At 41.0% G+C, this 14,525-nt stretch carries 10 protein-coding genes; 9 read left to right on the top strand and 1 reads right to left on the bottom strand.

All coding sequences use genetic code 11. From position 1 onward, the window contains the following. Positions 1–6: 6 nt before the first annotated feature. From QMF37_RS03110 to QMF37_RS03150, 9 genes are all read left to right on the top strand, one after another. Entirely contained in the window at positions 7–1,122 is a 1,116-nt protein-coding gene (locus tag QMF37_RS03110) for an N-acetyldiaminopimelate deacetylase (protein WP_078080584.1), read from the top strand. A 385-nt stretch (positions 1,123–1,507) separates the two neighbouring features. Continuing rightward, the gene (locus QMF37_RS03115) at positions 1,508–3,865 is read left to right on the top strand and encodes a hypothetical protein (protein ID WP_071153574.1); all 2,358 of its coding nucleotides are present in this window, start codon (positions 1,508–1,510) and stop codon (positions 3,863–3,865) included. Then, entirely contained in the window at positions 3,862–4,797 is a 936-nt protein-coding gene (locus QMF37_RS03120; protein ID WP_283476494.1) for an ABC transporter ATP-binding protein, read from the top strand. The genes QMF37_RS03115 and QMF37_RS03120 overlap by 4 nt, the downstream gene beginning before the upstream one ends. Continuing rightward, on the top strand, positions 4,794–5,636 hold the full coding sequence (locus tag QMF37_RS03125) for an ABC transporter permease (RefSeq protein ID WP_283476496.1): 843 nt from the start codon (positions 4,794–4,796) through the stop codon (positions 5,634–5,636). The genes QMF37_RS03120 and QMF37_RS03125 overlap by 4 nt, the downstream gene beginning before the upstream one ends. 12 nt (positions 5,637–5,648) lie before the next feature. Beyond that, the gene (locus QMF37_RS03130) at positions 5,649–7,079 is read left to right on the top strand and encodes a hypothetical protein (RefSeq protein ID WP_283476498.1); all 1,431 of its coding nucleotides are present in this window, start codon (positions 5,649–5,651) and stop codon (positions 7,077–7,079) included. A gap of 15 nt (positions 7,080–7,094) precedes the next feature. Next, a complete protein-coding gene (locus QMF37_RS03135) occupies positions 7,095–8,087 on the top strand; it encodes an AAA family ATPase (RefSeq protein WP_058384802.1) in 993 nt (330 codons plus the stop codon). Further along, positions 8,084–8,944: a DUF58 domain-containing protein gene (locus QMF37_RS03140; protein ID WP_071153577.1), complete on the top strand. Its 861-nt coding sequence runs from the start codon at positions 8,084–8,086 to the stop codon at positions 8,942–8,944. Before QMF37_RS03135 ends, QMF37_RS03140 begins: the two co-directional genes overlap by 4 nt. A gap of 11 nt (positions 8,945–8,955) precedes the next feature. Beyond that, a complete protein-coding gene (locus QMF37_RS03145) occupies positions 8,956–10,689 on the top strand; it encodes a vWA domain-containing protein (protein WP_283476501.1) in 1,734 nt (577 codons plus the stop codon). Further along, a complete protein-coding gene (locus QMF37_RS03150) occupies positions 10,670–13,243 on the top strand; it encodes a VWA domain-containing protein (RefSeq protein ID WP_283476503.1) in 2,574 nt (857 codons plus the stop codon). Before QMF37_RS03145 ends, QMF37_RS03150 begins: the two co-directional genes overlap by 20 nt. A gap of 63 nt (positions 13,244–13,306) precedes the next feature. On the opposite strand, the gene QMF37_RS03155 is transcribed toward QMF37_RS03150, so the two are convergent. Further along, entirely contained in the window at positions 13,307–14,497 is a 1,191-nt protein-coding gene (locus QMF37_RS03155) for an MFS transporter (protein ID WP_058384806.1), read from the bottom strand. Between the last annotated feature and the right edge of the window lie 28 nt (positions 14,498–14,525).

Below are 14,525 nucleotides of genomic sequence, written 5' to 3' on the forward strand. Positions count from 1 at the left end.
AACCCAATGGAATTAGTGAGAATTAGAAGAGCGTTGCATCAGATTCCGGAAATTGGTTTTCAAGAAGTAAAAACACAAGCTTATTTAATGGACATCATTTCTCAGTTTCCTCAAGAACGTATTGAACTTGTAAAATGGCGGACAGGTCTTGCAGTTAAAGTACGTGGTGATAACCCGACAAAAATGATTGGTTGGCGAACAGACATGGATGCTTTGGCGATTATGGAAGAAACCGAATTGGAATTCCAATCCCAGCATCCAGGATTTATGCATGCATGTGGTCATGATATTCATATGACCATTGCAATCGGGTTGTTGCACAAGCTAATTGATGAACCCATTCAAGACGATGTTGTCATTTTGTTTCAACCAGCTGAAGAAGGACCTGGAGGCGCCTTGCCTTTTCGGGAATGGCTGAAAACCGACAAGCCGGATTTTCTACCTGATTGTATTTATGCTTTGCACATTGCACCAGAGCTGCCGGTTGGTACTGTGGGTACACGATCTGGATTATTGTTTGCCAATACATCAGAACTGTTTATCGATCTTCATGGTAAAGGCGGACATGCGGCTTTTCCTCATTTGACAGAAGACATGGCGATTGCAGCCGCTTCTATGCTGATGCAGCTCCAAACCGTGGTCAGTCGCAATGTGAACCCGATGGATTCGGCCGTGCTCACCATTGGCAAGTTAAGCGCTGGAACGGTACAGAACATTATTGCGGAACATGCACGGCTAGAAGGTACAATTCGCACACTTACTAGTGAATCGATGAGCCAAGTTAAACAGCGTATTGAAGCAATTTGCCGAGCGGTTGAACAAGCAAATAATTGCCAAGTCCACATTGATTACGGTTCGAGTTACCTTGAAGTTAAAAATGATGAGACTTTAGCAGAAAATTTCTTGCGCTACGCCAGCCAGGTTAAAGGCATCCAAGCAATACAAAGCGATGCCGCGATGACTGGTGAAGATTTTGGTTACTTTACCGAACAAATTCCAGGGGTTATGTTTTGGGCAGGTGTTTCGTCAGCGTATGGACTGCATCATTCAAAATTGAATCCTGATGAACAAGTTCTTGAGTTGATGCCAGATTTTCTACATGGCTTCTTTTTAAAAAGTTAAAAGCAGACAGCTCAGGCTGTCTGCTTTTTTGTATAAGGAAAATTAAATAAATAGAACGATACAGATTGAACTAATGATTGCCACTTGTCGATATTCCGCAAAACAGCTGTGCTTTTGGGTTCATAGGGTGTGAGTCATACAACTGGCGCTACAGGACTTCGCACCAGTTGAAAAGAGCTCGCAGGAGCCTCCATTGCTTTGCTCAATATCTTCTAGTTAACAATGGAAATATAGATAACACTTTCTTATTCAACGAGAAGCTTGTTTACTAGGATATCATCAGCAAGAATTTTTGATTCAAATTATTTAGAATTAATTGTGAGAAGATGGAACTAATTTAATTTACTAGCGTACTAATAAGGAGACGAGTAAAAGGGGGATTATCATGCATAAACGCTTGCTGGCATTTTTTGTTTTCGCATTATTCATGACTTTGTTTACTATGCCACAACCTTCTTTAGCAGCGCCACAAATCACTATTGATTCGAGTGCTGGTTTTCAAAATAAAGTAAAGTATGAAAAAGGGTTGCCTCTTCAGTTCACAGTAACCAATGAAGGATCAGCATTTTCTGGAGATTTGGTACTCAGTTTTTCAGAGACGTATAACCTCGGAGCTGGTATGGCCTTGCCAATAGATCTTGCAGAAGGCGAAAGCAAAACGCTGCAAATCGCTTCATCCGGATTATCTGATATGTATTACTCCGGGGCACCGAGCGACCAAAGTATCTTCTTGTTTGAAGGTGGTTGGGAAAAAGGAAAGTCCATTAAGTTTAAAGGCAAGAAAACGATACAGCCATCTTACTATACACCAATGTCATTATTTGTAGCGACGTTAACAGATAATCCAGATCGTTTATCCCCTTTAAAGCAATTGAACGTTCCAACAAGTGAAGGAATCGAAGTGTTTCACCTCAATCAACTAAAAGAATTTACATTACCGACTGAAGTGCAGGCATGGGACATGATCGATTATTTGGTCATTGATGAGTTTGCTTATAGTGATTTACCGGCATCTACCCAAAAAGCAGTTTTACAATGGATTCAACAAGGTGGACACGTTGTTACAGGATCCACAACTAACCTACAAGCAGAACTTGGCAATTTGAGCGAATACCTGCCTTTGGAATTAGCCGATGTGACCGATGTGAAAGTTCCAGGATTAGAAACAGCAGTTCCTGTTTTTCAAGCAACAGTCAAAGAAGGGGCGACAGCTAAGCTGCAAAAAGACGGTCAAGTTTTTGCTGCCACACAATCAGTTGGCTCGGGTAGTTTGACACAAATGAGTTTTTCGCTTGGAGACGAAACGGTTTCCACACAAAAAGGCTACAGCCAAATGATGTCGAGTTTTTTTCCAGCAGTTGCTACAAACTCTAACTCAATGGGTGGACAATCCATACTCGATTATATGACCTATGAAGTAGGAAGTGTTAACGAGTTGTTTGAAAGCTTTGAAGTGTCAAAACCATTTATATTGGCGATTGTATTATTCTATATTTTATTGATTGTCCCAGTACTCTATATCGTACTGAAGAAAAAAGACAAGCGAGAATATGCCTGGGTTATCATTCCAGCAGTTGCTGTATTAACTTCTATTGGATTATTCGCTTTTGGTGCAAAAGACCGAATTGGTAATCCACAAATTCAACAAACTGGCTTTTTTGAAGTAGACGCGGATAGTGGATTAAAAGGTTATTACGTTAATTCATTATTGTCAAACCGCGGTGGCAACTACCAGTTTACAGCGCCTGCTTCTACTACAATGACTAGTCGCATAGCTAATGAATTTTCTTCAACAGAGCCTTATCTTTCGGCAATGTTGGAAAGAGGTGCAACCAATAGTCAAATGACTTTGCGAGATATGCGTTACTGGTCTGTACAATCGATTATGGGACAATCCTATATAGAAGATAGTGGTGACTTCGCTATCGATTTAACTGTAGCTGACGAAAAAATTACGGGAACTATTCAGAATAACTTTCCGTTTGCGGTTGAAGAGATTTCAATTTGGACAGGTACACGTCTTATGGATGTCGGTAAGCTCAATCCTGGTGAAACCTTGAAAGTTAATGAACCCGTTCAATCAGCGATCTTGTCACCGGCTGCGCCTGTCGGTCAATCCTATGCCTATCAGCCAGTAGCAAATGTAAAAGAGTTGGAAAAAGCGCGTCGTCAAACTTTACTATCCACATCTTTCGAACAATTATCTGAAAACGGTAAATCGCCTTACGTAATCGCTTATACGAAAGATGCAATTGTGCCAATCACACTTGAAAATCAACGAGCATCTGTAGAATCTGTCCACCTGATTGCACAAAGTTTTAAACCGCAATTAACATTGGAAGGTGATATCACATTAAATGTAGATGCCTTGACGTTAGATCTTGTGGCAGCCAATAATACAGGGTTTTTTGAAAATGTCTCAAATGATCCGTATCTCTATTATTTTGAACCTGGTGAATTTGACCTGACCTATACTTTGCCAGAAGAAATTGAGTTGAAAAAATCAACATGGACTGAATTAGCACTTACTAAAACAGGACAAAACGTCACTGTCAGCCTATTCAATGTGGACAGCGGAAGTTACGAAGAAATTACAGAGGCTAACCCAAAGTTTGCTGAAAATGCAAAACAATATATCGGTCCAGAAGGCGCCATCAAACTAAAGTTGAAAGTTACCGAAAGTTCGAGCAACCCTGAAGTGGTTGTGCCGAAAGTCAAATTGAAAGGAGTGATTGCTCCGTGATTGAAACAATTGGATTAACAAAAAAATATGGGTCTTTTTATGCCTTACAAGATTTAAATTTAGTAGTTGAAGACAGTACAGTTTTCGGCTTTGTAGGTGCAAACGGGGCAGGCAAATCAACCACCTTTTCAATTTTGGCTACGCTTCTTCAACCAACAGCTGGTGATGCCTTTATTAATGGAGTAAGTGTGACGAAAAACCCTCAAGAAGTACGCAAGCAAATTGGTTATATGCCCGATTTCTTTGGTGTTTATGACCAACTAAAAACTGATGAATATTTAGATTTTTACGGTGCTAGTTATGGAATCAAGCCAAAAGAACGCGCTGTGTTAATCCCGAAGCTTTTGGAACTGGTTAATTTAGAACATAAGCGTTATGACTACGTCGACTTATTGTCTCGCGGCATGAAACAGCGTCTTTGTTTAGCGCGGGCGCTGATTCATGATCCGAAGATCTTAATATTAGACGAACCTGCTTCAGGACTAGATCCACGTGCACGTGTAGAAATGAGAGATATCTTACGAGAGTTAAAAGCTATGGGCAAAACGATCTTAATTTCTTCTCACATTCTTCCAGAACTTGCTGAAATGTGCGATAGCATTGGCGTCATTGATAACGGAAAATTGATTGCACAAGGTTCTGTAGCTGACATTCAAGCGCAACTTCAAAGCGAAAAAGTACTCCGTGTCAAACTAGTGGGCGATATGCAATCCGTCATTGCATTTTTTGAAATGGATCCGTTTGTTTCTCAAATAGAAGTACAACAAGACAAAAATAGCATTCAATTTTTCTACAGAGGAACAGATGAAGATCAACTGCAGTTGTTGCAACGAGCTATCCACCAGAAACTGCCGATTTTATCGTTCTCAGAAGAAGAGACGGATTTGGAAGATGTCTTTATGGCGATTACAAAAGGAGTGGAAATCGGATGAAAACCCTTTTTGGCAATCCCGTACTAGTGAAAGAACTTAAATTGCGCTTTCGTAACTTAAAAAGCTTTACCGGGATTTTGTTTTATTTAATTGCGATGAGCGTCTTTGTTTTCGGTTTCATCTTCCTAGCTACATCCTTAACAGGTAATGGTTTTTTTCGTCCGGATGAAAGTTTTATGTTATTTAGCATCATGACGTATATTCAATTAGGATTGATTTTATTCATTACGCCAGCATTAACAGCTGGGACCATTAGTACAGAACGTGAAAAACAGACCTTGAATATTTTACTGACAACTTCGCAAACTTCTTTCCAAATTATTTTTGGGAAAATGACATCATCCATCGCCTTTTTGTTGTTGATGATTGTGTCGGGGTTACCGATATACAGTTTAGTGTTTTTATACGGAGGCGTTTCGCCCAGTCAGTTATTTTATATTTTCTTGTTTTATATGCTGACCTTACTGGCAATTGCTAGTATAGGTGTCATGCTATCGACTTTGATTCGAAAAACCATTGTTGCCATTATCGCAACATATGGAGCCATGATTTTCATCGCTGGTGTTACCGCCTTTTTCTTACTGATTTCGGTTCAAGTTTCTCAAATGGGTACGGCGGTGTCTTCAATCTCACCAATGGCTCATTTTTGGGCTACCATTAACCCGCCGGCAGTGTTGCTAACTTTGCTGCAGCCCTCAATGGAAGAGCAATTGCAAAGCTTAACGATGGTCCCCATTCCTCTGTGGATTGGTTATGCCATTTTCTATGTTTTGGTATCAGCCGGCTGTCTTTTATTGGCTGTCAAAAAGCTGCGCGTCAATATGAATAAATACAAATAAGGAGGGACTTTCATGAACAATCGTGATATACGCAGCTATGTTAAAAAAGTTGAGCGGCTGTTAAAAATGCTTCATATCAGCCGTGTTTTTCAGTTTGCATTATTTGTAGGTCTGACTTTAGCTGCAGTATTGCTGTTAGTATCACGGTTGTTCGTGCTTCCTTATTATGAATTTTATGCATATGTAGCAGGAGTTGCTATCGTGATAAGTTTGATTGTGTTGTCTAGTAAAGGCTTACCTAACGTGCAACAAGCGGTGCAAGAATTGGACCGTTTTACACCTCATAATCAGTTGCTAACCGTGTGGAAGCTAACAGAACAAAACACATTAACTAAAGAATTATCTCGTGAAACAGCCAAAATCATTCCGTATAGCTACCGACTATTCAGCAAAGAACGCAAAGTATGGCTACGTCCTAAGTGGTTAATCGGAGCGGTCGTTAGTGCGACGTGTATGGTCTTGCTTTTAGTGTTTCCTAGTAATTTGCAAAATCAAGCAAATGATGTGGAAAAAGAACTTGAATTGGTAGAAGATATTAAGAAAGAAATTAATGAGATAAAAAAACAAGCAGAAACAAAAGTAGTTAAAAAAGAATTGGATGCACTACAAGCAACAATCAAAGATAAAGAAAATCCAGAAGCTATATTAAAAGAAATCGTCAAAAAACAAAAAGAATTAGATTTGAAAAAACGCCAGCTGGCAAAAGGAAAAAACCCGGATGCTAAAGAAATTAGCGAAGATATTGAAAAAGCTGCTGGGCAATTAGCTGAGAAGGCCGGAAACACACAAACAGCTTTGAGTAATATGGGAAAACCTGTAGCATTTCCATTACAACAAACTATAGCCAAGCGAGAACAATCAACTAGTAGCAAAGACAATGATTCTTCTGAAGGCAAATCTTCTGACGCAGAAGGGAAATCTAGTGAATCTAATTCTAGTGGGCAAGCATCAGAAAACGGAGAAAGTGAAACTACTGAAACAGCTGGAGAGTCAGAAAGTAGCCAATCACAAAACCAAGGGCAAGGACAAGGACAAGGACAAGGACAAGGACAAGGACAAGGACAAGGACAAGGACAAGGACAAGGACAAGGACAAGGACAAGGACAAGGACAAGGACAAGGACAAGGACAAGGACAAGGTCAAGGACAAGGGCAAGGCAGCGGAGCTGGTAAAGGTCAAGGAAGCCGAGATTTGTTAACTGTACCTTCTCGAATTGGAGGTCAAAGTGACATATCAGTCGATAGCGGAAAAGTGGGAGAAGGACAAGCGGCCGGCGAACAATATGGTGCTGTTCCTGCAACTAAAGGAACGGTCCAGCCTTATGCGGACGTAGTGGGAGATTATTCAACTTCATATTTCTCAAGTGCAGATCGTCTCCAACTGCCTGCTGATTTACAAACCATTGTAGAACAATACTTTACAGATATTGAATCCGACAAATAGAAAAGAGGGCTTTTTATGACATACACGACCGATCAATTTACAGAAATGAGCCAATTGCTTCAACAAGTCAAATCCGAAATTGGACGGTTTATCGTCGGACAAGAAAGCGCGGTTGAGTTTTCTTTGTACGCTATTCTAGCGGATGGTCATGCCTTGCTAGAAGGCTTGCCCGGTCTTGGTAAAACAATGTTGATTCGGACCATTTCAGATGTGCTCGATTTGTCGTTTTCCAGAATTCAGTTTACACCCGATTTAATGCCTTCGGATATTACTGGGACGAGTCTTATTGAACGAGATGCAGAAGGACGCCAACAATTTACTTTTCGAGAAGGTCCGATTTTTCACCAAATGGTACTTGCAGATGAAATTAACCGTGCTACACCGAAAACACAAAGTGCGCTGCTAGAGGCAATGGGTGAAAAGACAGTGACCATACTTGGTGATACGAAAAAAATGGCGCGACCGTTTTTCGTTTTGGCAACACAAAACCCTATTGAAATGGAAGGGACGTATCCGTTACCTGAAGCACAAATGGACCGTTTTCTTTGTAAAATCCTAGTTGCTTACCCAAGTCGCGAGGAGCTTGCGGAAATTAGCCGCAGAACAACGGGATCTCAACTAATTCTTCTTAGTAAAAAAATGAATACAGCCAGCTTAATTGATGCACAAGATATGGTGAAAGAAGTGTTGATAGCAGAAGACATTTTAATGGTCGCTGTCGATATCATTCAAAATACGCATCCAGAGCATTCAGAACATCAAGAAATCCAGCAATTTGTTCAATACGGTAGCGGTCCTCGTGGTCTGCAAAGTTTGATCCGTTTAGCAAAAGCACGTGCTTTAATGGAAGGACGGTATCATGTATCAATTGGCGATTTAAAACATGTGGCAAAACCAGTACTGAGGCACCGCTTGTTATTAAATTATGAAGCAGAAGCAATGGGTAAAAATGTAGATGAACTGATTGATAGTGTGCTAAGTACAGCAGGAAAAGGCGTATTGAAATGACGTTATTAAATTTACCAGCTGATTGGGGCTCACGTCTTAGTCGCTATGCAATTGGAACAAAAGCAAAAATCAAGGGACACCATAAAGGTTCTCACCGGTCAATGCGTTTTGGTAGTTCATTGGATTTTTCCGATTTTCGCGAATACCATCCAGGAGATGATGTACGCCATATTGACTGGAACGTTTATGCAAGAACTGAACGTATCTATATTAAACGTTTTCTAGATGAACAAGAAATGCGTATCCATATCTTACTTGATAGTTCAAAATCAATGGACAATAAATGGCTGTTTGCGAAGCAATTAGCGTTTTCACTCGGTTTAATGGTGTTAGGAAGAGATGACCGCTTGACGGTGTCTGCTGGACAAAAACAACTGATTCCTTTTCGTAAAAAAGGGAAATCGGCAAAAAAGCTGTTTGAACATTTCGTATCTGTTATGCCCAACCCTGAAAACGTGTCATTTGCGAGTCAGGCAAGTTTTCACGCTGCTAAAGATTCTACGGTATTATTCATTGTATCCGATGGACTAGAACCACTTGCAGATTGGCAGGTGTTTTTCAGACAGGCTCCGACTTTTGCGCACGATATTCGATTTATTCATTTGACTACACAAGATGAACGGCTGCCGTCTTACAAAGGTGATTTGCGTTTTATCGACGATGAGACGCAGCAAGTAACGAGTGTGACGGTGACAGAAGAAGCACTTCGTGCCTACCAAAAGCAAAGTGACTTGCACAGTCAAGGTTTGGAATCTCTTTGTCGCACATATGGTATTGCTTATTTGCCGGTACACGTAGAAGACGGAATCGAGCAAGTGTTATTTCATCAAATGATACGAAAAAATTGGATTAGGTGAGGTGAAGCGGCATGGGAGTAGCAAATTGGGGAATGATTTGGACGGCAATTATGCCGCTAGCCGTCATTCTCTATTATTTCTTTAGAAAAAAGTACAAAGACCAGCGCGTTTCTTCAACGTTATTTTGGCAAGAACGAATGAAAGAGCTGCAAGCATCGCCTTATTTAAAAAAATTGCAGCATCATTTATTGTTTTATCTTCAATTAGCAGCCCTTATGTTTTGTGTAGTGGCGTTAATCGAGCCTTTCAGCGAATCGGAAACATTAGCTGGTAATGATTTTATATTTATTGTCGATACGTCAGCAACGATGCTAGCTGGTTCTCCAACGCATTTTGAAAAGCAGCAGGTCCAAATGAAGAAATTGGCGTCACAAGCAGGAGGTAAGCCTGTGACAATTGTTACGACGGGTGTTAGCCCGGAAGTGGTCATTCGCAATGAGCAAAATGTTGAGCGAGTCGAAAAAGCAATTGACGAATTAGCGGTAAGTTACGAAAATGCCGAAATGGAGCAAACGATTTTATTTGCGGATACGCTCGCGACTAATGACTCAACGATTATTCATATTTTTACCGATTACTTGGATCGTGCCATCCTTGCCAATAAAACCGGACAAAGTTATCAAGTTCATGGATTTTCAGAAAAACTGACTAATGTAGCCATTCGCCAATTGGGTCTTTCAGAAACGGACAATGGGATAAGAGGTATAGTTCAAGTAGTTAATAATAGCGAAAAAACGATGAATGCTACTGTCCGTTTATCGTCTGGCAGTTTCGAGAAAGCAGTAGAAGTAAAAATCGAAGCGGCGGAAGAATTGCTCGTTCCGTTTGAAGCGTTGCCAAATCATAAGCTATGGCAAGCAGAACTAGAGGTATCGGATGATTATGCGGCGGATAACACAATGGCAACATATTTGGCCCCACCAGTTAACGCAATTGTCATTGACTCGGCTTTGCATGAATTAATCGCAAGTGGTTTTCGTTCACTCGCTTTAGATGTTAGTTTAGCCGAAGCCACTCAATTGCAGCCTGACGCTGGATTACCCATAGTTACGAATCAACGTGACTTACTAGAAGCAACAACACCCATTTTAATGTTTGGGCGAAATGATGAAAATCCGTTTGAAGTGACCGGACAAATTGAGACAAAGCCGCATCCGCTTTTCACATATGCCTCATTGGACGAAGTTTATGTTTCACAATTGTACCCGTCTTTTGAAAACTATGAAACCATCGCCACCATAGATGACCATCCGTTTATTCAAATTTCTCCAAAAGGAGATATTGTCGTGCTGACAGATATTCAATTGACCGACTGGCCACTTTCTCCTTCGTTCCCTTTGTTTTTATGGAGCGCCATGGAAAGTTTATCAGGCGATGCGGAATTTCTTGGTTTTTTCCAACCGAACGAACACCGATCTGTATCGTTAGCTTCACCAACCGGAGAATGGGAAATTTTTCGAGACGGTGCTTATCGCCATTCCTATATTGAAGGGAACGGGCCTTTTGCGGCACCTAATGAACCGGGTGTTTACCAAGTGGTGGGTGACGAAAAAGACATGACTATGATCGTACAGTTAACTTCTCAAGAAAAAGAGCTTTCTGCTGGGGCGTCTTATGCAATGGGGCAGGCGAAAGCAGCACAAGATACCGTCCGCTTTTCGTTTGTGCCATTTATTATAGGAATTGTCTTACTGTTAGTGCTTCTGGAATGGGAGGTGTATCGTCGTGGAATTACAACTCGATAAACCCATCTGGCTGCTGTTACTCATTCCGGTACTGTTTTATTTTGGCTGGTTTGCACTCAAGCATTTTTCAGCTAGCTCTAAAGTGATAAAGGCTGTGTTTGTTTTAAGAACCGTGGCTGTCACCTTGTTGATAGTTGCTTTGGCAGCTCCTTCGTTATTCAGTCCTGTAAAAGAAGAACAAGTTATTTTTCTTATGGACCGTTCTGCGTCTCTTGAAGGAATGCAAACAGCAATGACCGTGGCAATTGAAGAAGCAGTAGAGGCCAAAAAAGATTATCAATCTATCGCGGTCTATACATTTGCAGAGGATTTCCAAAGCTTGTTGCCAATGACTAACGATCCACAACCTTTACCGGCAGAACTAACCGTTGGAAACAGTAGCCACACCAATATCGCGCGAGCGTTAGAACTTGCTTCAAATAGTGGAGATACCAACTTAGCGACGCGACTTGTTATTTTAACGGATGGCAATGAAACACAATCGTCTGCTATTGAAAGTTTAAATCGACTTCAGTCTGAGCGCCTTCAAGTGGATATCTGGCCGGTCGAACAAATCGCTAAAAATGATCTGGCGATTAGTCGTTTTGAAACACCTCCACATGCATTTTTAGGTGAATCGCAAACGTTTACTGTAGCCATTGACTCAAGTACCGAATCAACAGCTAAACTTATTTTTTCTGCTAATGATAAAGAGGTGGATAAGAAAGAAATCAAAGTTGTTGAAGGTCAAAATGTCTATAGCTATTCGTATCCTGCCAATTCGGAAGGGCTTCAAAAGTATGAAGTCCGTTTAGAAACGGCGAAAGATGCGTACCTCGAAAACAATTCATTGTTTAGCATGACAGAAGTTTCTGGAAACCCAGAAGTGTTAGTCGTCAATGGCGGTGTTCCAAGCCCAATTCCACGTTTATTGGATACAAATAATTTAAGCGTAACGGAACTAACTGCGGATCAATTGCCGAGTAGTTTGTCTGCCATCCTTCGTTACGATTCGATTATTTTTGATAATGTCTCTGGAACGTCTGTAGGAGAACAACAAATGACAATTATTGAACAAGCGGTTCGTCAATTTGGTGTTGGATTTATGATGGTTGGTGGCGATCAAAGCTTTGGCTTAGGTGGCTATTTTAAAACGCCAATTGAACAGTTATTGCCAGTCGAAATGGAAGTCAAAGGCAAGCATGAATTGCCTTCACTGGGATTGATGATTGTTATGGACCGTTCGGGAAGTATGATGGGCATGAAAATGGAACTAGCGAAAGAAGCAGCTGCTCGTTCGGTTGAATTGTTGCGTCCCGATGATACATTAGGAGTTATCGCTTTTGATGACAAACCGTGGGAAATCTTACCGACAGCTAAAGTAGCAGATCCGGAAAATGCAGTAGATAAAATTTTAAGTATTACACCTGGTGGCGGAACTGAAATTTATCGTTCGTTGCAGCAAGCCTATATGGAACTAGAAGATTTAAAACTGCAGCGCAAACACATTATCCTGTTAACAGATGGACAATCGGCAACATCCAATGATTATGACGCGTTGATCGAGAATGGAAAAGACAATAATATTACCTTATCGACCGTCTCTATTGGACAAGATGCAGATCGAAACTTACTAGAGCAACTAGCTAATACAGGTAGCGGGCGATTTTACGACGTTACGGATGCCACGACAATTCCCGCTATTTTATCCCGTGAGACGATCATGATGTCACGAACATACATTGTGGATAAGCCATTTTATCCGGTGGTATACGACAGCAAATGGAATAATTTGTTTGCAGACGGTGTCCCGCAGTTGAATACCTATATTGCAACGACAGCGAAAAATACAGCAACGGTGGCACTCGAAAGTGAAGAACAAGATCCGGTACTCGCGAGTTGGAATTATGGCCTTGGAAAAACAGTTGCTTTTACATCCGGAAGCGGGGCCTGGAGCGGTGATTTTCAGAGCTGGTCGAAGTGGCCAGAGTTTTGGGATAAAACTGCAGCTGAATTACAGCCTAGTTTTGAAGAAATTCCTTTTTCAGTGGTACGAAAAGAACAAGGCGTTTACACAGTCGAGGATCCTACTCATAGCTCGGCAATTTTAACGGTTGCGGCAGTAGATGAGCAAGGCAACGAGATTCCGCTGCAGACGGAACCGGTAGCACCTGGAAAAGTAGACGTGAAAATCGATGCTGAACCCGGATTAGTATTTTTGAGCGTGAGTAACGAAACAGGAGCAGCCTATAAAACAGGCCTGACGATCCCTTATGGAGATGAATACCACCCGGCAGAGGCAAACATGTCTTTACTAACAACATTGGCCAAACGGACAGGTGGACAGGTTTTAGAGACATTAGATGTAGCTTTTCGAGATATGTCTTACAAGAGTGGTAGTATTCGGTCGATTCAGCTGATTGTCTTGTTTATCGCAATGGTCTTGTTTTTTGCGGATATCACGCTTCGTCGTTTCGGACTACCGACACCTCTAGTTAAGAAAAAAGCTACAAAAGAAAAAGGTTCCTCGCCTATGGCAATTGATCAATTAATAAAAGCGAAAAGTAAAAAATAACACTTTTGTATTTTCCCATTAAACAACAGTAGCTCAGACCTTTTAGGTCTGAGCTACTGTTGTTTAACTCCGGCTTGTAGCCAAAAGTTGTTGTTTTCGCATCGACCAGGTGTTGGCGATAAAGAAACAGGTGATTAAAATGGCAGTTCCTAAAATATAAGGATAGCTCATATCGATATCAAAAAGAATACCTGCAAGTGCCGGACCAATCATATTGCCAAGACTCATATAGGCATTGTTCATACCGGCGGCAAAGCCTTGTTCATCACCCGCTAATTTTGAAATCAACGTATTGATCGCAGGTCGAAGTAGAGATGCTGCAGTGAAAAATACCGCTGATACTAAAAGAATAGCCCAGAAAGAACTAACGAACAGAATACCAATCATCCCAGCTGCAGATATGAGAAGGTTAACCAATATAACTTTCATCTCACCGAAACGCTTAAAGAGTTTGTCGATTACAAATGTCTGAACAATAACGCCGACAAACCCACCAACTGTGATTAACACAGCAATTTCTTTCGGTGTGAAACCAAATTTTTTATCAGCATATAAAGCAATGGTCGATTGAAAGTTAGATAAACCAAAAGCGAAGATGAACATCACCAATAACATGACGAAGTAAGGAGTATAAGTAGAACGCTTCATCTGTTGCAGCAAGTTTTCGGATTTTTTATCCGTTGCTTGAATCGTAGGAACCACATTGGGTAGCACAGCGAAGGAGATCAACGCCGCAATTAAGGCAACTGCAGTAGCGATATAAAACGGAAATTGAATACTAACTTCGGCCAAAAAACCACCAATCCCAGGACCAATCATAAAGCCAAGTGACATAGAAGCACCAAGCAGACCCATGCCTTTACCTCGTTCTTCGTATGTCGTGATATCTGCAACAAATGCCATCATCGGAGGAATCAGGAATGCCGCTCCCAGTCCACTAAAGAAACGGGCAACATAAAGCATCCATAATTCGGTAGACATACCGAATGCTAGTTGAGACAACCCGAAAACAATTAATCCAAAGATAATTAGTTTTTTGCGACCATATTTATCGGAAAGCTGACCGGAAAGAGGAGAAAATAAAAATTGCGCTAAAGCAAAAGTAGCGATTAATGTGCCGAGTGCTTGACCAGCGACGCCAAATGTATCTAAATAGGCAGGCATAATCGGAATGATTAATCCAATACCGCTCATCGCAATGAACATATTGAACATCAGCACATAAAGCGCTGATTTATTTGATTGTACGGCCATAGAGAGACCTTCTTTCGTTATTATTTCG

The organism is Planococcus sp. S3-L1, from assembly GCF_030063085.1.
GTDB classification, from domain to species: Bacteria; Bacillota; Bacilli; order Bacillales_A; family Planococcaceae; genus Planococcus; species Planococcus kocurii.